Here is a 23,348-nt window from a genome sequence, read left to right on the forward strand (position 1 = left end):
CAGCCTCTATACCAGATGACTGCAAAAACCGTCCCGGGAAGGGGCTATAAAGCGAGTGGTGTAGAGTCGTGAGGCAGACTAGGTGCATTGACAAGGGGATCGTGGTCTGGCTAACAGGGCTACCGGGTAGCGGGAAGACCACCATAGCAGGAAGGGTAGCCGAGATGCTGAGAGGCGAGGGCTACCGGGTCGAAGTGCTAGACGGGGACTGGGTCAGGAAGACGATAAACCCCGACGCAGGATACACGAGGGAGGAGAGGAGGAGGCACCTCCACCGGGTCGCCTGGATCGCCAGGCTACTAGCGAGGAACGGCGTGATAGTGCTGTGCAGCTTCGTATCACCCTACCGCGAGGTAAGGAGGGAGATAAGAGAGATAGTCTCCGAGGAAACGCCCTTCTACGAAGTCTACGTCCACGCAACCCTAGAAGAATGCATCAAGAGGGACCCAAAGGGGCTATACAAGAAAGCGCTACGAGGCGAGATAAAACACTTCACCGGCATAAGCGACCCCTACGAGCCGCCGGAAAACCCGGACCTCACACTAGACACCACGAGAGAGGACGTGGACCGGACCGCTAGGAGGCTCTACGAGTTCATACTCGACAAGATAAACCAGGGATAGCTTCGCCTCGATCCTAGGATGGAGGGAGGAGCAGGTCTATCAGCTCCTTAAACCTCCTATAGACGGGGTCCAGTTTCTCGCGTGGGATGAAGGTGTAGGCGAGCATCTTCACCTCCTCCCGGGAGATGAGGCCGAGCCTAGCATATGCGATATACGATAGGAGCACGACTAGAGACCCCGCAACCCAGCCCAGGTGGAGCACATACGCCACGAGAGCCAGCGCCCCGGGCAGGGCCAGGTTCAAGACGACATCCCGATAGTTTATCATGAAGCCGACCCTCCTAGCAATATAGTGGACTACCGGGAGCGAGACGAAGGCTCCAAGCGTGAAGGACGCTGCAGCCCCCAGCTCGCCATACAATGGGACGAGGAGGAGGTAGAGGATGAGCCTCGGGATGTTCTGGGATAGCCCCAGCTTCAAGACCCTACCATACATCCCATACGCGTAGACGAGATTATTCACAACAGCGTACAACATCATGGCAGGTCCAGCCAGGAGTATGAGTCTAAGCGAGTCCGAGGCGGCAACATACTCCCTCCCCAAGAGGCTCAACGGGACACCCGGGTATAGGAGGAGTACGAACAGGAGGGGCGACGTCGCGATCAACGAGAGCCGGAAAGCCCTCCACGCAGTCCTCTTCCTACCATCCCTAAGAGAGGAGAGATACGGCAAGAGCAAACCAATAACACTAAACCCAATCATGAGGATTAGATTTCCGAGGGTAAACGCGATGTAGTAATAGCCGGTCGATACAGCGCCAGCCGATCCGAAGACCGCTATGACTCCAAGCCACTGGCCGGCCATCATAATAAGGTTCGGGATCCAGGAAGCCGTGCCGGCTTTGACGATCTCCTTGACGAGTGAGTATTTTATGGAACGGGGGAGCCCGATGGACTTTATGATATATGATAATCCTATGGCTAGGATAACGATTAGGGCTGTGGAGTAGCCTATGACGGCTCCAATGAATCCATAGCCCAGTAGGACGAGTCCAACCCCGACCACTAGTTTTAAGACGTTGCCTACGAGGACGGCGAGGAATTGTATGTCGGTTCGGAGGACCGAGGCGAGGTAAGAACTAGTCATGAAATTAACTGACAGTGCCACGAGTAGCGCGGTCATCTTGAACATTACGGGCGTGTAGTTGGCTGTAGCGAATCCAGCGGCCCCGAGACCGTAGAGGGCTGCCGCCACCGCGAGGGTCACGAGTGTCACGAATATGAAGCCAGACCAGTAATAGCTATTCAAACCCCTGGCGTCGTTTCTGCCCCATTCCCTTCCCAGGAAGCGTTGGATGCCTAGAGGGATTCCCAGGTTGATGAAGCTCGTTATCAGGGTTGCCAAGCCGATTGTCGCACTGGTTAGCCCGAGGATCCTCGATCCAGCCACCCTAGATATGGCGAGCCAGTAGAGCAGGCCGAACACGTTGTTGACTATAGTCTGCCCATAGATCCATATACCGGCTTTGACTACTCTTCCTACCCCCTCCTTTTCCTCGCTCATTACTCGTCACTCTTTAGGTCCCTTATCCCCCTAGCCGGCCAGCCTCTTCCTCACTATGAGGTACTTCCTATAAGCCGCTATGAATGCGATGATCACCGTGTAGATTGATAGGGATTCGACTACAGGCCAGAGCCTAATCCCCCATGGAGTATAGTTTAGTACTAGCCCGAATAGCGGGACTAGTGCCAGGGAGAGTCCCATGCTGAGCGCCAGGCGCTCTAGGCTTGAAAGATCCTCCTCCCGTGGATACAATGCCTCTAACGTGTAGTAGCCTGGGAGGAATAACACGAATATGGATCCCAAGATGTATCTCAGGTAGAGTACGATGCTTGAATAGTTGGATAAGGGTATGGTTAGGATCGTCAATGAAGTCAGCAAGATCCCGGTCCAGAGCCAGCCCGAGTAATCCGGCCTAGTCAGGTACGCGTAGAAGTCCTGGGGCGGGCTGGGATCCGTGATCTCGACCTCCCCCCTCTTTATAGACTTGTAGAGCTCCAGCAGCTCCCTGTACCGCTTGCCCTTGGCCACCTCTTCCAGCGTGCTCATGGCAGCGGAACCCCCTCAACCCTCACATGGAGGTGCACCCACTTCCCAGTATACACCCATTCATGGCCAGCCGGGTCATACCTCCATAACTCGAATATCAGAGTGGCGTTCTCGCCGATTAGAGTGGGGTTATCCGGTATTGGCAGCGTTTCGCGGACGGTCAAGCTCTCGTTATCGTCTAGCACGAAATAGTACCTCTCCAGGACGGGCGCGGCGCTAGGGGTCTTGTTAGTGGGTAGTGTGTCGGGCGTGCCGAACTTATACTCGACCATGTAAGCCTCGGGCTCTCCCATGTGGTTGAAGAGGTAGAGGCACAGTGTAATGTTCTCTCCCGTCAACACGAAGTCGGGGTAATCCCCTATCTTGCAGTCGCTATTCAGGAGCCCTATGGCGTCGAAGGGCTCGCTCCTATGGAATTGCGCCGCGGCGGCGAAGACGCTTCCAACGATTATAAGCGCCATTATGACGGCGAACACTTCATCGTCTAGGAGATCCACTCACAATCCACCTCCGACGCCACCTAAACCATAGGTAAAGGTATATCCTCGGGAACAATAGGTAGAACAACACGGGTATCGCTAGGAGACCCCCGACGATGGAGTACTTGTAGAGCCTAACCCTAAGATAGTGGCTCCTCGCGACGTCCTCATAGCGGCTTACACTATCGTTCAATTCGTCTAGTATCTGCTGGGCCTCCTCCCTCTTACCCTCCTGTAGTAGGGTTATAGACTTGTTTAGCTCGTGGACGAGTCCAGTCACGTTGACCTCCATCTTGCTCAGCTCTTTGATGCGTGAGAGAAGGTCTATGGCCTCCTGGAGGAGGGGGTCATCCGGGTCCAGGCTGGCGTGGACTGGCTGGCTGATTGCTGGGGACAGCATCATTATGAGGATTGCCAGTATTGCTAGCCTGTTCATACTCATCCCTCCAACCGGCCAGTATACCTGTATCCCGAATTTATGAGGGCGTGTATGAGGAATGAAGCCCACGAGGCAGAGGCCCTACAGTGGAATAGGCTGAACCGTAGGGGCGGTAGCAGGTCGTTGCTCGCCAAAGCCTCCAGTACACCCCTCACATCCCTTAGGAAGACCTCGCTTATAGTCTTAGCCACGCCGGGCGCCTCCTCGCTGGTTAGAAACTCTATCTCCTTCGCCGACAGGTACCTGTTCACGGACTTGTACTTGTAGAGGCTGCCGATAGGCTGCTCCCTCAGGGTCTTGTAGAGGAGGTTCAACACGGCTATAGATGCCCCCCTTAGTATGATCCCGTATCTCTTAGTGAGTATGAGTAGGTTGAAGGGAGTCTCCGGGTTCCTGGAGGAGATGTTCACGAGGATGTTGAGGGTCCTCATGAGCACCGAATCGAGCTCGCTGTTGTCGGTGCACTCTAGGTCTGTTATTAGGAGTAGGTTGCCTCCCCCGAGCGGGCCTCCTCCCCCGCCCTCGAAGCCGCCCCGATACTCCTTCGATACAAGCCTTAGCTTGCTCAGCGTCTTCTTCCAGTGTATATCCTTTATCGAGTCCCCGTATGTGTACTCCCTGGCGCCGAAGTAGGTGCCTACACGCGACACGGCCCTCCTCGTCGCCTCGATATACTCCTCGACCATCCTGGCTAGGAACCCGCTTAGCCCTCCCCCGCCGCCCATCCTGCCGGCCTCCTCGGCTACCCTCTCCAGCTCCTCTCCCCTAGCCACTATGAGGCCCTCCCCCGTCTCCTCTATCCTTATCAGTATGGCCATGGATACCTGGGAGAGTAGATCGCTTTCCCCGAGCCCGGCCAGTAGTGTGCCTGCCTTCTCCAGCATTTTCGAGGTTAGCGGGAGCACGTTAACCTCTATGGTGTAGGAGCCTAGGCTCTTCCAGGCGAAGCCAGTTAGGTCAGATATGTAGATGTCTAAGACTATCCTGTTCACCCCGAGGTGGCTTGGCGTGAACTTGTAGTGTATGGATTTGTCCCCGGCTAGGATGCCCTTCTTGAATACAGGCGATGCCGCCAGGTAGTATTTCAAGTCGTGCGGCGCCTTGAGCTTGAACTCTATCGATACAGGGGATCCCAGGTAGGCTTCCTTGGGAGCCCGGATCTCCTCGACGATAACTGGCCTGAGCACAGTTATGAAGGAGACTATGGCGATTGCAAGGTAGACTAGCGACGCCACTGTGATGCCGAGCACTATCCGGGGGTAGACGATTACTGGGAGCAGGTTGGCCGCCTGCAACGCGAGTACCGCTATCGTCGTCGAGCCCAGTATGCCCTGCCCAACCTCCACCCTGTAGATTGACGAGGCTACGAGTAGGAGCGCCAGGTAGAAGGCTATGTAGAAGGGGTTCATGCCCGTGGCCACGAGGCTGAGAGACGCCGCCAAGCCTATACTGGCTACCGGCCAGAACGGGTAGATTATAGCTGGGACGATGACTGGGACGAGGTAGAGTATGTTGTTGTCCCGGACCCCCTCTATGAAATACGGGATTAAGGCCAGGGTGAAGGTTATGAGGAAAGCCGTCCTCCTAACCCTGCCCCTGTCAATATAGCCATAACTCCATGGGATCGTTACAGCTGCTGAGGCTAAGAGCGCGATCATCCAGCTATAGCTGCCTCTGCTACTAGCCCACTTATACAGGGCCCCCTTGACCCTATCCATACTGGAGAGCCCTAGGCTGCCGGTGTAGATGTAGATCTTAGAGCCGTTTGCTATGGCCTGGAGGAACTCCAGGTTATCCGATATGTTCATGTACTTGTTAGTGAAGTATAGAGTCGACGGGACCAGTATAAGGGTGCCGTTTCCTACACGGTAGCCCATTACCACGTAGTAGGAGCCCATGGGCTCGTTCACACTATAATACCCGTTGCCGTCAAGGTCGACGTAGGCGTATGGCGAGGTACGGGCCGCTAGGAAGTCGGGGTCGGGCGATATACTCGTGTATGTGACGTTCGGCACGGCCAGCACGTACTCCCTGCTGTTAAGTGATACCCTGGTTTCCAGGATCCACCTATACCTGTACTTGGCGACTTCGTCCAGGATGGTGGCGTTTGTGTAGCTCGCGAGTAGCCCCAGGGAGTTCAGCAGGTCCAGGCTGTGGCCCTTCGAGTCTCCGAGGACTATCCTAGAGCCGCATTCGAGTAGACCCTGCGTCCAGTTGACATCGTGCCTAGTCATGTTCTCCCTCAACACGATGACTACGGTCGAGTTGCAGAGCCTCTCGTCTAAATCGCCGGTGGGTGTCGCTGAGAGGTTTGATAGGAGGAGGCTGGTGCCGGAGGGTCCCTCGTTCCAGGGGCTGTAGGGTGTGGGTGAGGGCGCGTAGAGCAGTCCCGATAGTAGCGAGAGGACCACGATCAACGGGATTATCATGGATACAATTGATACCCTCATCCCTCTCGCCTCAACCTCCTCACGAGTTCATCGTAGACCCTGCGTATGGCCCTGTAGTCGGGCTTCCTAGGCGAGTAGAGTAGCTCTTCATAGAGCAGTACGAGCCGCCACAGTAGACTCGATACCGTCTCGACACCCGATCCAAGCCTCTTAGAGAGTCGATCCACGATCCTCCTATAGTACTCCCTCAGCGTCTCACTGGCCTTGGGCGGGGTAGCGTACTGTGATAGCAGTGCTATCAGGCCCCTGATGATGTCCCGGTACGATCTAGGCTCCCTACCGCCCCTACGCTGTATCCGCCTGATCCTTACAGTGAACCCCTCTAGGGACGTTACAATCCCCTGGGCCGATACTGTTGATATTGAGAACGTTAGTATCGAGAAGAGTAGTATGGTGAATATGTTTATCACGGGGACTTGCACCCTCGTCTGCACGATCCTCTCGCCGTCGGCTGGTATGGCCTCTATCAGCAGGGTCTTGTTTGACTTGAGGAGGACCCAGTTGAGGGGCACCTGGATCTTCACGGGGCCGGTGGCGTTCACGTATTGCTCCGCTACCACCCTGCCATCGCTCTTTACTACTATGCTCCCCTGCTCAAAGTTGTCTATCTTGATATTTAGTGTGACGAGGAAGGGCGGCCCGATTATGATAGGGGGGCCCTCCACGCTTATAAGGGCTCTACTCGTCACCACGAAACCCTTCGAGTAGACTCTAACAAGGTAGCTATCGAATGGTTCTATTCTGAATATAAGAGTATATGCGCCTTCGCTCAAATTCGAAGTATTTAGCGTAACTGTATTAGAGCCTGGATGTACCGTCAACGTGGTATTTAATAGTACAGACTTATTGGTTGACATTATGAACACGTCTACTTTAAGCGGAACACCTGTTTCCGATATTATCTTTAAAGATAAGTTCTCCCCGGTTGATATCGTGCTTGGAATCTTAAAGAAGAGCCTAGGTTTGGTGGTCTTTATCTGGAAGGATTTACTTGAGGTTATATATATTGAAGTATTCTTGTAGAAGCCTTTCGCAGATACAATCACTTCAGCCTTATCAACACCGGATTTACTATATACCCCAAGCTTCGTACTAGGTATGGTTAGAGAGATTGTGTATTTCCCTATTATATCGTTTACGTAGTATGTAGATGCATTAAGTATTATGCCGTTTTTTAGTCTTAACGCAAGCCTAATTATATCCACTCTTATAGATGGTATTATAATTATGGAAACTGGTACTGTTTCGCCTGCAAGCACAGTCTCATTAATGTCAATCGCCATGCTAATATTCTCATGTAGGTAGTTCGTTAACACGGACTGAATAGTGCTGTCAAGATTCTCGTCGAATTCGAGAATATATTGGTTAAATATTCTTTTATATTGAATTCGAATAGTCGGATCGCGTATATATGAGAGGAGCTCGTTGGTGTAATCTGGGAGGACTTCTTCAAGTTCAAGCTTTAGCCTGTATAATTTTAGAGTAACATCAGTCTGGTTTTTCTCTCCCGTTTTTATAGCCTGCAGAGTTTGAGCTAGCTCTCCTAGAATACTCCAAGTCCTCTTGTGTAAATACTCTAAGCCGCCGCCGGGATTCGATTGCATTGCTACCTCAGTCAGCCAGACAGCAGTCTCGTAGTCTCCGGAGTATAGGTTGTTTAGCTCGTCGATGAGGAGTTTAGCCAAAGGGACCCCATCTGCCTGGTATTGCGTATTCTCCGAGGCCGCATGGATCGAGGCGAATTGAACTATTAATATTAATAACAATATTATTGTTTTTAGTTGTCTCCTCAACCCGCAGCACCTATCAGATTTATACCAAGTATTGAAGCCACCTTAACTATTATGACGATGGCGAACACGATGATTAGAATCGTGTCGGTGACTCTTAGGTCTGCGTACCTACGTATGCTGGGCAATATGGAAGTCGCTATGAAGTAGGTTAGTATAGATACTGAGACGTAGACATCGATACCCTCCTCTCCAAGCAGCGCCAGCGAGAGCAGTGCGACGGTATGGATGACCGAGTAGACTATGATGTCCCTAGCTAGCCCCTGCACCCTCCAGCACCCTAAGCTCAGCCCTATAATGATCCTCCGACCAGTCCTCCCTAGAGACAACGTAGTTCCTATCGTATAGGGCGCTAGCATAAGCCGGCACGAGGAGCCTGTAGGGGTTTATAGGCCTCCACTCCTCCCTGAGCAGTTCCCGCCTCAACCCCCTTAACTCTACTAGAATACTCCCGCCTCCCCTCTTGACCTCGGCCAGCTGGGCCAGGCCCTGGTTCATAAGCAACTCATCCAGCTCCAGGCCCTCGTAGCTCGGATACTGGAGCAGGAACGAGAGATATACTGATTCACCGTTGAAGCCCAGGCCAGGCGCTAGCCCCCTACAGGGCCTGACAGGCTTCTCGGCTAGCAACACGTAGACTCGCCCCTCGTCGACGCAGGACTGCACTATACCTTTACTCAGTAGTCCTAGGTCTTCAACAATCTTGACCAGAGGGCTCGAAAGCACGTCAGAGTACACCCTAACGGCCTCAGTGAATGGATCCCTATAGGTCACTCCTATTACTGCCAGCGTGCCTCCCAGAACGGCTGTTGAGAGGGCCACGCCCGTCAACATGTCTAGGCCACTGATTACTCCGTAGATTGTGAACCCGACCGAGACCATCAACAGGCTTACTCCCAGGGCTATGAAGCGGGCATCCATGCTATACTGTCACCCCCACTGCCAGTCTCAAGGCGGTGTCTAAGGGCAGGGTCCTGTAGCTCCTCAGCCTCTCGCTGTGCGCCCTTATGAAGAGTGAGGCCATGGTGTAGATTAGCGCCATTGGTGGTAGGGTGAAGGCCAGCACGTAGACTATCCCGTAGACTAGGGCGATGCCTATGGACTCCTGCCTATGACTAGACACGCCTGACACGAGCATTAACTCGATGACGGGCGAGACTATTATCCACAGCGTCATGCCGGGGGCCAATACGCTTCCAGTCACGCCCACCAACGCCATGAATAGGGGGATCATGTAGTCCCAGTCCTCATAGCCGCGAAACCTCCCGGCATACACGCTTGCTGTTATGAGGAGTATTGCATACCCGGTGGCCAATGCTGCGGTCTGGGAGACTAGGAGGGATAGGCCCTTGTATATGGCTGCTGCTAGCGTGATAATCCATATCAGGTTGTTCCAGAGGGTCTCGCTTAGGAACGATAGGTTCAGGATGGTGCCGGCTATCACGAATAGTATGAGGGTCTGGGCTAGTAGGTGGCCCTGGATAATATATAGTAGGATTAGTACTGGGAACAACGCGGTTATGACTATCAGCATTCTCTCTCTGTCCTGCAAGCTAGTGCTCACCATTTAGGCACTGGCACGGTGTCTAGTACCTCATTGACTACGTCGACTGGCTTCTTGGAGGAGGTGGGCTTGAGGTTTATCCTGTGGCTCAGGACATAGGGGGCGAGCCTCTTCACGTCATCCGGTATGACGTAGTCTCGGCCCTGTAGGAGGGCTAGGGCCTCGGCTACCCTGTAAAGGGATATCGTGCCTCGATGGCTTGGCCCCATGAAAACGTCGCTGTGGGATCTCAGGTTCGAAATAATATCAACAATGTACTGGGAGATCTTTTCGTCAACATATATCATTGAGCCCAGGTTCTCCTGTAGCTGGGAGAGGTCGCCTGGGGTCATTATGGTGTTTACCTCCTCGGGGTTCGTCAAGTACAGCTTGTCGGATCTACTCGCGAGCAACACCTCGTTGTCGGCTACCAGGTATTCTGTGGGGATTGATATCCAGAACCGGTCTATGACTCCGAGGGCTAGCCGGTAGACTCCGGCTTCTATCTCCTCCGGTATGAAGGTCCCGATCACGTGGAACGGCTTATCTATGTTGAAGGTCTCTCCCTCCACGCTAACACTATATTCCGCCATAGCCTGGAGTAGTGCGGACTGGGACCTGGGAGGTATCCTGTTGATATCATCCACCTGGAGTATATTAGTGAACACAGGTCCCTTGACGAATCTTCTCTTTCCCGCTACAGAGTAGACGTAGAAACCTGTGATATCGGATGGCAGGACGTCGGGGTTGCCCTGCACCCTGGCGTAGGATCCGCCGAAGGCCCTGGCGATCGCCTTACTGGTATAGGTCTTCCCCGACCCTGGGGGTCCCTCTAGGAGTATGTGCCCCCCGGCTGCTATAGTGGCGACCATTAGCTCTATCTCTTCCTTCTTCCCTATAACAGCCTTAGACACCGTGTCCACGATCTCCCTGAGCGTGCTAGAGTATTCCTTTACTTCGCTCTCCATCTTGCGAGTGCACCCGATCTATACCCCTTCTCCATATCACTTACATTAGCTTTTATAAATTGAACCGATTCATTTACGGGAATCGTGTGGTAAGTGTAATGAGGAGGCCACTGCTGGATACAGCGATAGTCGCCGGGTTCACGGTGCTGTTGTCAACGGTTTACCGAGATGCAGTGTTAGCCTATATAGAGACCATGCAGATCCCAGACTACAGCTACCTCATGATACTAGTGCCCTCCACGGCCATAATCATAGCCGAGATAATCAACAAGCACGCGACGCTACAGGAGCTGGATATTGGCAGGATAGTGGCTGCTGGGGGAGGCCTGCTCATCGCGTTCTCGCTGCATAAACTCTCGACCATAATAATAGATTACTCCCTGGAGCTAGAGCTACTCTCTATAATAACCCTCCTGGCCTCGATGCTATTCCTCGTCTACGGGGACTTCGACAGGCTAGTGACACCCCTAGCAATATGGATACTCCTCCTACTACTAGTCCCCCTACCCCGAGGCATACTAGACACGCTATCAGCAGAGCTGACTGACCCAGTGGCAAAGGCAGCCTCAATGCTAACCGGGGCCCAGCTGACTGAGTCCTATGGGTTCACAAGCCTAAGATTCGTGGATTCTAGTGGCGTGACGAGGCTGTTCCAGATAGCGCCGGAGTGTAGCGGCGTGGTGAGCCTACTATCGGCTCTATCCCTAGCCCCTATCATATTCTACCTAGCCCTAACCTCCAACTCCACGTGGAGGAGGAAGGCTAAGGCGATAGCATTATCCCTAGCCCTAGCCGTGGCGATCGTGTTCACCGGGAACATCCTGAGGGTGGCGCTCGTAGTCTACATAGCGAAGACCTATGACTACAAGACCGCCCTGGAGTTCTTTCACCAAACCCCATCACTCATATACACGGGTATAGCCACGATAGTAGCACTGATGATAACCCTAAGGCTACCAAGACCCAGCCAGCCACCCAGACCAGTGAAACAAGCGCCAGCCAAGATCAGGGGAGGAGACATAGTAAAGGCGGCACTAATAACACTAATAGTACTAGCAGGCACAATCAACACGCCAACTACCATAGCAACAAGCCAGATGCAAAACCTGCCAACGCCGGAAGAACTGATACAGAACCCAGCACTAATACTATACAACCAGACGACCACGAAGGCCAGGACAACGCTGCCATCACCACTACTCGGAGAAGCACTAGGGGCACTAGCAGTATACAGGGCATCGGTCACGGTAGAGAACAAGACACTACAGGGATGGATAGAAATAGGTGAAACTCCAGCAAGGTTTCATTCTTGGGATTCATGTCTTCTCGCTCAAAACTACAAGATAACAAAGCGCTGGACAGAATCCTATGAAAACATGACCATAACCTATATACTAGCCAAAAAAGGACTACTAACACAACTACTAGCCTATACGATTGTCAAATACCCAACAGAGAGAGGAAACCTATACGTCAAGATAAGCCTCTTCTCTACAGTCACACAGCAAGACTATCTAGACAAAGCGGAATTACTAAGAAAAGCATTAACAACAATAAACATACCTGCACGAGGTAACGAACCAATTAGATCCTATTTTAACGAACTATATCTTGGTCTCGTATTGCTAGCTATTGCTTTAATCGCGGGTTTGTTGTATAAAACCTTGAACAGTAAAGTAAAATATATTTCTCCGGATTATACGATATGATATTATTTATAATATTATTCAGATTGATTGTCTTTATCATTACTCTCATCAATTTCTTCTTCTAGTTTTTTTAATTCTTCTTCTATCTCTTTTTCTATCTCTTCGATCGGCTTAGGCGGAGGCGTTGTTGCTAGGGTATACCCTATCCAGGCGAGTATACCGAATATTCCTGTAACCGCTATAAATCCTGTTATCTTCAGCAGCAGCATGGCATAGTCTGTTAAGAACACTAACCAGCCATAAACAATTATTATAATTATTGAAATCACTAGAAGAAGAGCTCCGGCGACTTTGTCTGAGGCCATTTCATTGGCACCTGGTTGTCCTCCGGGTTCATACGGTTTATATTTGCTTTACTGTATCTAATACCAGTCGCAATGAACGTAATTAAATACTAATTATATAAATCAAAATTATAATATCTTAAATAATTATTAATAAAATAGTGTAAGAAGAGACAAAATTTATAAAATCGGCTTTTGTCATAGTAGATGCGATCAATAGGGTGAGAGGCCAGCCTTGGGCTCCGTAGATGAAAGTTCCATTAAAGCAATCGCCTTACACTTATTGGAGCCCAAGGTAGTCACTCGCGAGAAACTTATATACTATATAAAAAGGGCTAAAAGACTCGGGATCTATTGGAATATTCTAGATCCATTGGAGAGAGCCCTAATTAGAGCAGCAATTCTTACCAATATAATTGAGTATCGTGGAAAAACTATCAAAGGCCTACTAGCAAGGCTTATAGCAAAGATAGAGCTACATACCCTTAAGGGGAAGGTGATTATACTCGGATTACAGAGGGCACTCTCTAAGCTTTCTAGCTTTACATTTATGGGGTTCTCCCGGCTCTTAAAATGGGCTAGGGAGAAGTTCAGCTATATCTTGTACCTCGGACGTAACATGATGGTGGTAGAGCTATACTTCGCTCCATTGAGGGATATCGTTTGAACGTGTATGAGGTAAAAGCAGTAGTATTAGCTGGTGGTAAGGGAACGCGGTTCAGACCCTATACGGAATTGATAGCAAAGCCCATGGTACCTATAGGTTCTAAGGAAAAACCCCTACTAGAACATATACTCTACTGGTTGTCAAGGAACGGAATAAGAGAATATGTCTTTCTAATAGGATACCGCGGACAACAGATTAAAAACTATTTTGGAAGAGGAGAAAGATGGAACGTGAATATAGACTATAGTGAAGACTCTGAGAAGTATAGTAATACAGGTGGAGCTTTGATAAATGCTTATAAGAGAGGTCTTCTCAACAAGAGGACGATACTAGTATGGTATGGCGATATAATAGCAAATATAGATATCAAAAAACTCTTAGTTAACCACTGGAATACCAAAGCCGACGTGACGCTAGCGCTAGCAAGAAAATATCAGCTGCCAGTCGGCGTAGCAGAGGTAGACGAAGATGGGAGAGTAATCAAGTTAGTCGAGAAGCCGTGGTATCCGATAAAAGTAACAATAGGAGTCCTCGTATTAGAGACACAAGTGCTTAACCGGATAGAGGAGGTCCTCGGTAAGAGTTTTGATATAATGAGCCATTTAATACCATGGATGATAGAGAAAGGCTACAACGTTAGAAGTTACATTCACGATGGATTTTGGTATGATGTAGGGAGTATTGAGAGATACGCAAAGCTTGACGGGGCTAAAGTCGAGGAGATGCTTGAGGAGGTATTAGGGGACGAGATACCTGCTTGATAGCCTGGAGCTTTCGAATAATAGTTCGAAAGAAGCCTGTAACAATTCTCGCACTAGGACTAGCGGTTGTAAGCATAGTTATAACAACAATAATTCAGTCGGCAGCCATCATGGAGTCTTCCACTAGGTTAGCAGAGAAACTAGTACCGAAAAAAGAGAAGCTCGTAGTCAAAAAAGACTGTGTAGGGCGATGCATAGGGCAATGTACAATAATGATAATAACTAAAAATATAACATTTAAAACTACTTTAACTATAGTTCCAGAGAATATAAGTCTGAAGGGGCTTCCCAAACCAATTAGAAACACAAGCATAGGAGTACGTCTCTCCGAAGAGACAGGAATAGATCGAGGCCAAGTAATAATGGTTCAAATAGCTGGGAAAAATTACAATCTAACTATAACTAACAAACACTATACACACAGCCCATTAGATCTGGGTTTGATCACCCAGAGCACCATTCCAGAATGCAATCAAACTCTATTAACGATAGAGGAGAAGGGCTTCGAGGCCTACACGCAAGCCTTCTCCAAGCAAGTACGGGAGCTCCTGGCCAAGTGGAGCCTAGCCTCAATGATAGTCCTCGGACTAGGGTCCTTCGTAGCCTCAATAAAGGCTTACATGGACCTAGCCCCCGAATGGGAAACACTCCACCAGGAGGGAGTCGATAGGAACCTCCTACCCGCAACCCTATCAATATACTACGCTCTCGCCGTATTCGTAGGATACGCTTGGGGGCAAATAATCACAGACCTGCTAAACGACATCGTAGCAACATTCACCAACCTCTATATCCCAAGAGGTCCAGTGGAGATTCTAAGCATGGTATGGCAGGGCCTAGCACCAGCACTTCTAGCCGGGCTAATAACGTTCCTCTATGGGGCAACAATTGGCATTCGAAATAGAGTCGATTGCACTTAAGATAGTCGGGTGGAGGCTACTCGCCTTGCTCACAATCGGCATCACTGTATACTCTATGGCATCCGCCTACATAGGAGAGACCCTTACATCAACAATAAACTTCCTACGGGAAGAACCACCGAACCCCAAAGGAACAGCAATATTAAGCGTGTATAGCGGGATCGCCTCGACTCCCGTAACAGGCCTTTTACCATCAAGTATACTAGGCAATGTAACCCGAGTCACCGGAGTAATAGCGGCATGGGGAGAGACGACTACACCAGCACTTCTAAACAACACTCTAGTGATAATAAGAGGACTATCAGAAGAGGCATTTAGGTGGCTAGGCCTAGAGGTAACAGAGGGGGAAATACCCAACGCGACAGATTACACTAGCATATTGGTCGGAGAGAGACTAGCAGGCCAGTTAAACCTAGAGCCAGGAGATACAGTGGTTGTAGACGCGGTGTTCTCGAAAAGCCAAGCAGTATACAAGGTGGAGGGTATAGTTAGGGGACCACCACCATATACCTACGAGGTAATAACATCCCTGCCAGTAGCCCAAGCACTGAGGGGGACCAGAGGCTATACTGTGATCAGGATAATCTACGACCCAGCCCATCTAAACACAGATGAGCTCGCGCAGGCACTACAAGTAGAACAACTACCCCTTGGAGAGAAAGTACTCCTACAACAGGCTATCGTACTACTAAGCAAGGGGTTGCTGAAAGTTACAAACCCCGAGAAACTGCAATCATATTATATCGAGAGGCTGGGGATCCCCTCCGAATATGTATTCGCCTCGGGGCTTGTGAGCGACTTCCTCCTCCTGAGCCTCACAGTCGTCCTTGGATGGGTGCTTGTGGGCCTGAGGAGGGACCCTCTAGCAACGCTATACGTAGAGGGGGTCCCTCCCAGGAGACTCAAACAAGCACTCGTAAATGTAACCCTCCCCTTCATCCTCGCGGGGGGATTTGTAGGCCTACTGGCTACCAGGTTACTCCCCTCGCCCACCCTACTGGGCTACCCGCTCAAGCCAGACCCATCCCCTCTCTTCCAAGCCCTACACCTAGGAATCGTAGCGGTGCTCTACACAGTTGCAATCGCGACCTCTGAGATCAAGGACTAGCATAATGGCCCTCATAACCATCACAATAGCACTAAGCCTCCGCCTCACACCCCTATACATAACCCAGATGCCCTACGACTGCGACAGCTGGTACATACACTACGACATAAACAAGCTCCGAGAAGACCCAACAAGACACCTACTATCAGACCCAGTCTACGACGGATACAACAACTACTGGCCAGGAAGCATAATCACACCATACACAATAACACTAGTAACAGGCCGGGAAACACTCCAAGCAACCCACCTAATAGGACCAGCCCTCGACGGCCTAGCAACAATCCCCCTCTACGCGCTAGCCCAGAAACTAAACAAAAAACAAGCATGGACCGCCGCCCTAATAGTGGCCAGCGCGCCAAGCATGATAGGGATAGGCCTAGGACTAGTAAAGGAAACAATAGCAAGACCACTCCTCTACACAACACTACTCGCAGCGACAAACAACCAAGCCCCCCTACTAATCCCCCTAAGCCTAGGACTAGCCATAACCCACCACCTGACAAGCACAATAGCCACAACAATACTAGCCATCACACCGATAATGGCATGGCTACTCCAAACCAGCACAGGAACAAAAATAGAGAAGACCTCGTGGAAACCTGCAGTCATTCTAGCAATAGCCACGATAGCATGGCTAACACTAGCACCCCCAAGCAACTGGAGAACCATATTCAAACTCATAGACCCAATACAACTCACACTCTACATCATGGCACTCATAACACTGGCACCACTAGCAACAACACTCATCGGAGAAAAACCAGGGTTCAAGAGCACATGGCTCCCCACAATAACACTCTACACGATACTAGCAATAACCGCCTACAAAGGACTATCCCCAGGAATACAAGAACAAGGCCCCACACTAGCACTCTACCTAACACCAGCAGCCCTATTAGCGCCGCTAATCGCGAGGGCACACGCAAACCTACGCCACAAACCATGGCAAAAACAGAACCCACTACCATACGCATACTCCTACACGCTAGCAGGAATAACAGCATACCTAGCACTAGCAGGAACACCACTAGGCCAATCACCAATCGGAAGAGTGGGAAACCTACTCATACCAGGACTAGCCCTACTCTACCTATACTCAAACACAAGAACCCTAAACCCCAAGGCGGTAGCAGTAGCCATAGCAGGAATACTATACATACAGCTACTCCTAACAGGCCACGATCCAATAGCTTACGACTTACCATACCACAACTACGAACAACAAACAATTCAATACCTAAAACAAAACAACATAACCAAGATAACAGGAGACGCTAAAATAAGAGACCTAGCGTACTACTACCAGGTGAAAACGATATTACCAATAGTTAAAAATAAGCAAAATCTAATAGTAATATATAGAGAAAATCTTAGATACGGATATAAACTAAACTCAAACATACACACAAACAATATAAAACAAATAAAACAAACATTATATAAAGAAGATATAATATATACGACAGGGAAGACATGGATACTCCAATACTCAAACTAGAAAATATAACAATCAAAAAAGGACCAGAAATAATACTAGAGAACATAAACCTAGCATTTAAGCCAGGGGATTACGCTTGCATATATGGAAGAAGTGGATCGGGAAAAACAAGTCTCCTACGAGTGATGGCGTTACTCGAAAAACCATATGAGGGAAAACTAGAGATAAACGGGGAAACAATAAACTGGAATAACCAAGAACAATTAATCCGCCACAGACGATATACTATAGGCTACATACCCCAACACAATAATCTTATACCTCAACTAACAGTAGAGGAAAACATACTACTTCCCATAATAATAAATCGAACTCTAACCCAGCAGATAATAAATATATTTAAAACAATAGTTAAAAAACTAGAAATAGAGAACCTCCTAGACCGCTATCCTCGTCAGTTAAGCGGAGGACAGCAAAGACGAGCAATAATAGCAAGAGCGTTGATAAAAAAACCGGAGATAATCCTAGCAGACGAACCGCTAGCAGGGTTAGACGAAGATCTTGCAAAGAAGATCATACAATTATTTAAACAATATATAAATGATGAAAGTATAGTTGTTCATGCAACACCAGATACTTCGATAAAAGCGCCGTGTACGCATACTTACATAATAAAATGATTTGTTGTTATGATATCTAAAAATATAATAATATTAACAGGTGCTGATGGTAGCGGTAAAACAACTACACTTAAGTATATTATACTTAAAATAAAATCTAAAAAATATAGTAAATATAGGATTTTATGGGTTAAAAGCTTGCATACTATTGCATTTATAATATTTATTTTAATAAATAAATTAGTATATAAAAATAGATTTAATAAACTGATTTATCAAGAATGGATGAAAAAGCTAGGAGCAACTTGGGCGATAATTGAGTTGTTAGGTATTTTACCTTATTTAATATTAATTAAAGTTTTAAATAAAAGTTTTAAAGGTATAATTATATTTGATAGATATATCATAGACTTCTATATAACGGTATCGTTAAGAACAAACAAAATATTATATATTATTTTACATTTACTTATAATATATAATATTGATTTACTGCGTCGAAGTATTATTATATATCACAAGATATCTCATAATAACTATAAAAGATATTTAGCTAGAAAAATGCAAGCAATTGATTTCGACATCGGAACATACAAAAAAATGATAATTCTATATGATATTATTATTAAAATACTAAAGAAATATTATAATTTAAATATAGTGACGGTAAATACATTATTGCCAAGAGACGAAGTTAACAAAACTATTTTTAATTATCTAAATGAAAATGAATATTTGTAAAGAGTTTACAAAAGAAATTATCACTGCGTATCTCACGAAGAGAGACGCAATAACCACTAGCACTAGCTATATATATGAGTATATGAGACTTGGCATAAAAAACAGAATACTATTATATACATTATATTTATATAGAAATACATTACCACCCGATTTATATAAGCTTTATAAATCACTGTTAAAGAAATATCAAATGTATAAAAATGCATTAATAAAAATATCTAATTTATTAAATAAATATCGAATAAAATATGCTATAATTAAATCAATAAGACCATATCCCGTCACAACGGTGGACATTGATATTTTACTATTTCTTGACTATGATGATTTAATTGAATTGAATAGAATTTTAACAGAAAGCGGCTATAGGTTCTTTGCATCTGGACCTCAATCAATAACTTATCTGGATCCAAATAATGACATAAGTATTGACTTCTATATTAATCATGTGACTTCTTCGCGTATAGTATATCTTAATGGTAAAATAGCTGAAAAATATATAAATAAAATCAATTATTTAAATAATACCATGTATACATTAGATCCATGTCTTGAAGTATCATTGGTTGCAGGTCATAGTGTCTATAAAGAGCAAATGGTTACACTATCAGATATTTTAATTACTATAGATAGAATGAAAAAATGCAAAGACGCAACTGTAGGGTTGACGAAAGCAGCGAACATGACGTATAATAGTTATCCTATTTCATATATTTTATCTATAATTTATAAATTTATTAATAAAGAATATTTATGTCTTCCAATTAAATTATCTGTAGGTGATATTATCAGAGCATTTTATAATAAAATTAACGATAAATGTTTTCTAAAGAGTCTTCTGTGGCAAACTATTTATCTAACTAACTATAATAGATTAAAAACTTTTATATTATATCTTAGAGAGCATGCCTTCAGAGAGACTTATTAATTATTTAAAAATAAAAATTTAAATTAAATATGATGTTAGTTATTACTGTGAAACAAACTGGAAACGAATCCAGAGTCTTGTATAGAGCAGATTAATGATTAACAATGCGTAGTGCATACATACTAGCTCGCGGCTTACATCCTCCGTGGGCAACTGGAAACGCGGTGTACTCTTTAAGCGTCCTAAACACCATACTAAAAAGTAAAATTTATAAAGAAATATTTTTAATAATTCAAACAGATAAACATAGGATAGTTAAAGCTCAAAAAGAAGAGTTACGTAAATTTTTCGATTTTATAGATAAAAATAAATTAAATTTATATTTTGTAAATTCAAAATTTGAAGCAATAAGAGTATTAGCAGGGCTATTGCGTTCAAACGCTGACATCCATTTATTGATAGATAGAATACCATTATTTCCCACATTATATAATAATAGAATATATAAATATATGTATGTTGCATCGGTTTTAGATAAATTTAATAATTTCATAAAATTATATAAATTATATTTAAGTAATAAAAAATATCGATTAGTCTTTTCCTCTCCCTGGCTTAAGTCGTTTTATAGGATGGAAAAACAATCATTAGTACTACCCCCCTCTAACTTGTTCACTAGTGAACGCGTCAAGGATAACAGACTTATTAGAGAAACAATTAACATTAACGATGAATATATGCTGTATATGGGATGGCTAAGACCAGAAAGATTTCCCATACACCCCTTCATATTACTGGCAAAGAGGACAGGGATTCCGCTTCTCATAATTGGTAGATGGACGGAAAATATATATAAAGAAAAAGAATATATGAAGTTCATTCAAAAAATAATTAATAGATACAAATTAAACAATCTTGTTTATGTTCTCAGGCGAGAGCTAAGTGTTCCAGAGAAGCTTTCAGTTATAAAGGGATCTAAGGTGGTATTGTACCCATTTATAACTGATAAAATTAATCCTCCAGTCGTAGACCCACCTCTTCTAGTTATCGAATCTCTCTTGCTGAACAAGCCAGTTATTACAACCCCAATATATTCGTTGCCATGGATTCGTTCATTCTGCAGTAAATTAATTATTATTCCTTTTGACTATGATTCGCTAACGCTTAGTAAATACATATATAACATGGATGGAATTAACAGCAAATGTCTTATAAAAGATGTTTTTAAATTATATGAACAAAAATTTATAAATTTATTATATTAAAATAATAAGTTCTTTAATATGTACGCGCCGTGCTAGGCAAACCGCTAGCTAACGCACCTCAAGGATAATTAAACTATAAAAGTTCCTAGAACGAATGAATCCTTCTGTGAGAGATATGAGGATGCTGTCATTAGCAATACTATCTATTATATTGCTAAATATAGTGCTTTATCCTGTAGCTAACACGGCTAGTAGTGATTATAAGACAGAGCAATACCCTGACTGTAGTATATATAGCGCTGAAAAACTATATTTAGTTATATATACTAAAGATTTATACATGAAAATTAGATTAAATGACCGACCCAGTGTCCAACAAGTAATAATAAAAGGAGTTAATTTAGAGATTAAAAGACATTATCCATTATGGCGTATAGACTTCCTAGACGGTGATAGTATAAGTGCATATGATTTTAAATTTATTTCATATAATATAGATAATGAGAAAAAGTCGTGCTCAATATTATATAGTAATATTGAACATAATATAAATGCTACTGTCTATTTTAAAGTAGATAATAAGAGGATTTTAACTAATATTCGTTTAGACAATCACTCTGGAAAAATCATATATAGAATATACTATATGTTAATTGGTGGAATCGAGAAAATAGGGAAGAACCGGGACGACGACAAAGTTGTCATTCCCGTCCAAAGCGGCGTCCTTATAAATAATCCATTAGAATCCCTACCACAACAGGGCGCTGAATACATATACCCTTCGCCACTATCTATGCAATTCATACTATTCTATGACGATGAAGCAGGCCTATATTATGGAATTCACGATAATGAGTCTAATTACAAAAGATTCTTCATAGCGCCATTTACCTATGACTCCCAAGCAATAAAGATGTCATGGATATTATTTCCAGAGGAGTTAACTACGAACAACAGCTTTCAGCCAAAATACAATATAGTACTACAAGCTTTCAACGGGTTAGACTGGAGAACAGGAGCCGACATATACGCAAATTGGTCAAGAAGCCAATGGTATACCCAAAAAGGACCTATAGAAGTACGCTATCGATACAATAACAGTTGGATACCAAATATAAAGGTGTGGCTGAAGCCTTCATTGCCGCACGAAGTTTCAAAACTGGACAGTTGGTTTAACAAGATTTATAATACATATAAATATTTATTTAATGAAACAAACTTTTCCAATGCAGTCGTGGATATATGGGATTGGAATAGAGGAGGCTTCGACAATGACTATCCAGAATACTTCCCTTCCATAATCGGAGATGAAAACCTTAATAATACTCTAATTAAATTTAAAAAACTAGGAGCAAAAGTAACCTTATATCTAAACGGGAGACTAGTAGACACAGATACAGAAACATTTAAACGCATAAAAGAACACCTGCCGCTAGATACGAATAACAGTTACTACATAGAAAAATACTATAGAGGAAGAACACATGATTATCTAGTAGCAGCCGTTGCCCATCCAGCGGATGTTTTATGGCAGGATATTCTTCTAAACGTCTCTAGAGAAGTTGTGAGGAGATACAACGTTGACATAATATTCCTAGACCAAATAGCTGTAGCCTCTCCTATAATCGATTTCAGCGGTAAACACAACTACTCGTTTAAAGCTGGTAATATATGGTGGAAATCATATGCTAAAATACTGACTAAGATAAAGGCTGAGTTAAACGACATACCAATAAGTGTCGAGGGTCTTTCCGAAGTTTACATTCCATATGTAGATTTCTTCTGGTTGTTCCAAACTTATGATGTACGATCTAGCGGTAATATAACTATAATACCTCTATTTAATTATATATATCATGGATATACTATTATATTAAATCAAAACACTAATCCTAATAACTTAGAATTCTTTAAATATACCTTGGAGACAACTATAGCTAATGGCTATGTCTTTCGTTTTGACGACATAATTTTAAGTGGAAACGAAACTATACTTCGCATTATAAAAGAACTAATAGATAGATATTTTATAATAAATAAAAAAATAGATCTGTTATCAATTTTATACAACAAAGTAGATTCTGTGGTATTATATAAGCCTAGACATATTTTGGTGGAGGGTAGTGCACGATCAAAGGAGGGTAACATAATTTATAAAGTTGTTTATAAACCTATGGTTGATTATTATTATTTTAATTATAAAGATGATTTATATCTATTTTTATATATTTATTGTGTCGGTAAGAATGATAAACAGCTCGTAGAGATAGATTTATTAAACGAGACGCTTCTAGTCAACCCACAGGATTATGGCCAGTTTTTGTTAATTAAGATTGATAAGCAATATAAAAATATAATAAATAATACTAATAAAGAGATAAATAATAGTGTTACTAATAATACTGATATTAATCAAAATAATACTACTAAGAATCTCTCACAAACAAGTTTTATTACGAAAAAAATTAAGACTGAAATAACCGATTGGATAATGTTGTTCGGAATAGTGTTTTCAAGTGTTGTTCTGCTTTTAGTTACGTTATCGAGGTATATTGTGAAATGATGGAAACTATTTTATCAATATTATCTAATTATTTTATTAAATTATATCTAATACTGCTTTTTTTGTGGATAGTATATCTAGAACGTCCAAATAACTTCAAAATAAATCCATTATTC

At 44.9% G+C, this 23,348-nt stretch carries 23 protein-coding genes; 12 read left to right on the forward strand and 11 right to left on the reverse strand.

What is annotated here, in order from left to right; translation table 11 throughout:
• The first annotated feature begins 68 nt into the window (after positions 1-68).
• Positions 69-623, forward strand: a complete 555-nt coding sequence (gene cysC / locus F7C38_05240) for an adenylyl-sulfate kinase (GenBank protein ID MCE4600951.1) — start codon at positions 69-71, stop codon at positions 621-623.
• Positions 624-636: 13 nt separating this feature from the next.
• Here cysC and F7C38_05245 read toward each other — a convergent pair whose 3' ends face one another.
• The 10 genes from F7C38_05245 to F7C38_05290 all read right to left on the reverse strand — a co-directional run bounded on the left by F7C38_05245 (position 637) and on the right by F7C38_05290 (position 10,342).
• Positions 637-2,127, reverse strand: coding sequence for an oligosaccharide flippase family protein (locus F7C38_05245; GenBank protein MCE4600952.1), 1,491 nt, complete (start codon positions 2,125-2,127; stop codon positions 637-639).
• Between the two features lie 30 nt (positions 2,128-2,157).
• Entirely contained in the window at positions 2,158-2,673 is a 516-nt protein-coding gene (locus tag F7C38_05250) for a DUF1616 domain-containing protein (GenBank protein ID MCE4600953.1), read from the reverse strand.
• Positions 2,670-3,170 (reverse strand): DUF1616 domain-containing protein, encoded by a 501-nt coding sequence (locus F7C38_05255; protein MCE4600954.1) that lies wholly within the window; start codon positions 3,168-3,170, stop codon positions 2,670-2,672. The genes F7C38_05250 and F7C38_05255 overlap by 4 nt, the downstream gene beginning before the upstream one ends.
• Positions 3,151-3,588 (reverse strand): hypothetical protein, encoded by a 438-nt coding sequence (locus F7C38_05260; GenBank protein ID MCE4600955.1) that lies wholly within the window; start codon positions 3,586-3,588, stop codon positions 3,151-3,153. The genes F7C38_05255 and F7C38_05260 overlap by 20 nt, the downstream gene beginning before the upstream one ends.
• 2 nt (positions 3,589-3,590) lie before the next feature.
• On the reverse strand, positions 3,591-6,041 hold the full coding sequence (locus tag F7C38_05265) for a DUF58 domain-containing protein (GenBank protein ID MCE4600956.1): 2,451 nt from the start codon (positions 6,039-6,041) through the stop codon (positions 3,591-3,593).
• Entirely contained in the window at positions 6,038-7,726 is a 1,689-nt protein-coding gene (locus F7C38_05270) for a hypothetical protein (protein ID MCE4600957.1), read from the reverse strand. Before F7C38_05270 ends, F7C38_05265 begins: the two co-directional genes overlap by 4 nt.
• Before the next feature lie 104 nt (positions 7,727-7,830).
• Entirely contained in the window at positions 7,831-8,100 is a 270-nt protein-coding gene (locus F7C38_05275; protein MCE4600958.1) for a hypothetical protein, read from the reverse strand.
• Complete coding sequence (locus tag F7C38_05280; protein MCE4600959.1) at positions 8,084-8,752, reverse strand: hypothetical protein; 669 nt, start codon at positions 8,750-8,752, stop codon at positions 8,084-8,086. The genes F7C38_05275 and F7C38_05280 overlap by 17 nt, the downstream gene beginning before the upstream one ends.
• Position 8,753: 1 nt before the next feature.
• Entirely contained in the window at positions 8,754-9,383 is a 630-nt protein-coding gene (locus tag F7C38_05285; GenBank protein ID MCE4600960.1) for a hypothetical protein, read from the reverse strand.
• 8 nt (positions 9,384-9,391) lie between these two features.
• Positions 9,392-10,342 carry a MoxR family ATPase gene (locus F7C38_05290; GenBank protein MCE4600961.1) on the reverse strand — a complete coding sequence of 317 codons (951 nt, stop codon included), beginning with the start codon at positions 10,340-10,342 and terminating at the stop codon, positions 9,392-9,394.
• Positions 10,343-10,440: 98 nt separating this feature from the next.
• On the opposite strand from F7C38_05290, the gene F7C38_05295 reads away from it, so the two are divergent.
• A complete protein-coding gene (locus tag F7C38_05295; protein ID MCE4600962.1) occupies positions 10,441-12,051 on the forward strand; it encodes an exosortase/archaeosortase family protein in 1,611 nt (536 codons plus the stop codon).
• Positions 12,052-12,065: 14 nt separating this feature from the next.
• On the opposite strand, the gene F7C38_05300 is transcribed toward F7C38_05295, so the two are convergent.
• Complete coding sequence (locus F7C38_05300; GenBank protein MCE4600963.1) at positions 12,066-12,356, reverse strand: transcriptional regulator; 291 nt, start codon at positions 12,354-12,356, stop codon at positions 12,066-12,068.
• 214 nt (positions 12,357-12,570) lie between these two features.
• Between F7C38_05300 and F7C38_05305 the strand changes: the two genes are divergently transcribed.
• From F7C38_05305 to F7C38_05350, 10 genes are all read left to right on the forward strand, one after another.
• Positions 12,571-13,002 (forward strand): hypothetical protein, encoded by a 432-nt coding sequence (locus F7C38_05305; protein ID MCE4600964.1) that lies wholly within the window; start codon positions 12,571-12,573, stop codon positions 13,000-13,002.
• A 2-nt stretch (positions 13,003-13,004) separates the two neighbouring features.
• Positions 13,005-13,763, forward strand: coding sequence for a nucleotidyltransferase family protein (locus F7C38_05310; GenBank protein MCE4600965.1), 759 nt, complete (start codon positions 13,005-13,007; stop codon positions 13,761-13,763).
• Between the two features lie 440 nt (positions 13,764-14,203).
• The gene (locus tag F7C38_05315; GenBank protein MCE4600966.1) at positions 14,204-14,683 is read left to right on the forward strand and encodes a hypothetical protein; all 480 of its coding nucleotides are present in this window, start codon (positions 14,204-14,206) and stop codon (positions 14,681-14,683) included.
• On the forward strand, positions 14,652-15,791 hold the full coding sequence (locus F7C38_05320; protein ID MCE4600967.1) for a hypothetical protein: 1,140 nt from the start codon (positions 14,652-14,654) through the stop codon (positions 15,789-15,791). The genes F7C38_05315 and F7C38_05320 overlap by 32 nt, the downstream gene beginning before the upstream one ends.
• Positions 15,760-17,292, forward strand: a complete 1,533-nt coding sequence (locus F7C38_05325) for a hypothetical protein (protein ID MCE4600968.1) — start codon at positions 15,760-15,762, stop codon at positions 17,290-17,292. Before F7C38_05320 ends, F7C38_05325 begins: the two co-directional genes overlap by 32 nt.
• Entirely contained in the window at positions 17,268-17,912 is a 645-nt protein-coding gene (locus F7C38_05330) for an ATP-binding cassette domain-containing protein (protein MCE4600969.1), read from the forward strand. The genes F7C38_05325 and F7C38_05330 overlap by 25 nt, the downstream gene beginning before the upstream one ends.
• 9 nt (positions 17,913-17,921) lie before the next feature.
• Positions 17,922-18,593, forward strand: coding sequence for a hypothetical protein (locus F7C38_05335; GenBank protein MCE4600970.1), 672 nt, complete (start codon positions 17,922-17,924; stop codon positions 18,591-18,593).
• An 82-nt stretch (positions 18,594-18,675) separates the two neighbouring features.
• Entirely contained in the window at positions 18,676-19,524 is an 849-nt protein-coding gene (locus F7C38_05340) for a hypothetical protein (GenBank protein ID MCE4600971.1), read from the forward strand.
• A gap of 104 nt (positions 19,525-19,628) precedes the next feature.
• Positions 19,629-20,729, forward strand: a complete 1,101-nt coding sequence (locus F7C38_05345; protein ID MCE4600972.1) for a hypothetical protein — start codon at positions 19,629-19,631, stop codon at positions 20,727-20,729.
• 115 nt (positions 20,730-20,844) lie between these two features.
• Positions 20,845-23,232, forward strand: a complete 2,388-nt coding sequence (locus F7C38_05350) for a DUF6259 domain-containing protein (GenBank protein ID MCE4600973.1) — start codon at positions 20,845-20,847, stop codon at positions 23,230-23,232.
• Positions 23,233-23,348: the final 116 nt, after the last annotated feature.

This window comes from Candidatus Thermodiscus eudorianus, assembly GCA_015521085.1.
In the GTDB taxonomy this organism is placed as follows: domain Archaea; phylum Thermoproteota; class Thermoprotei_A; order Sulfolobales; family Acidilobaceae; genus Thermodiscus; species Thermodiscus eudorianus.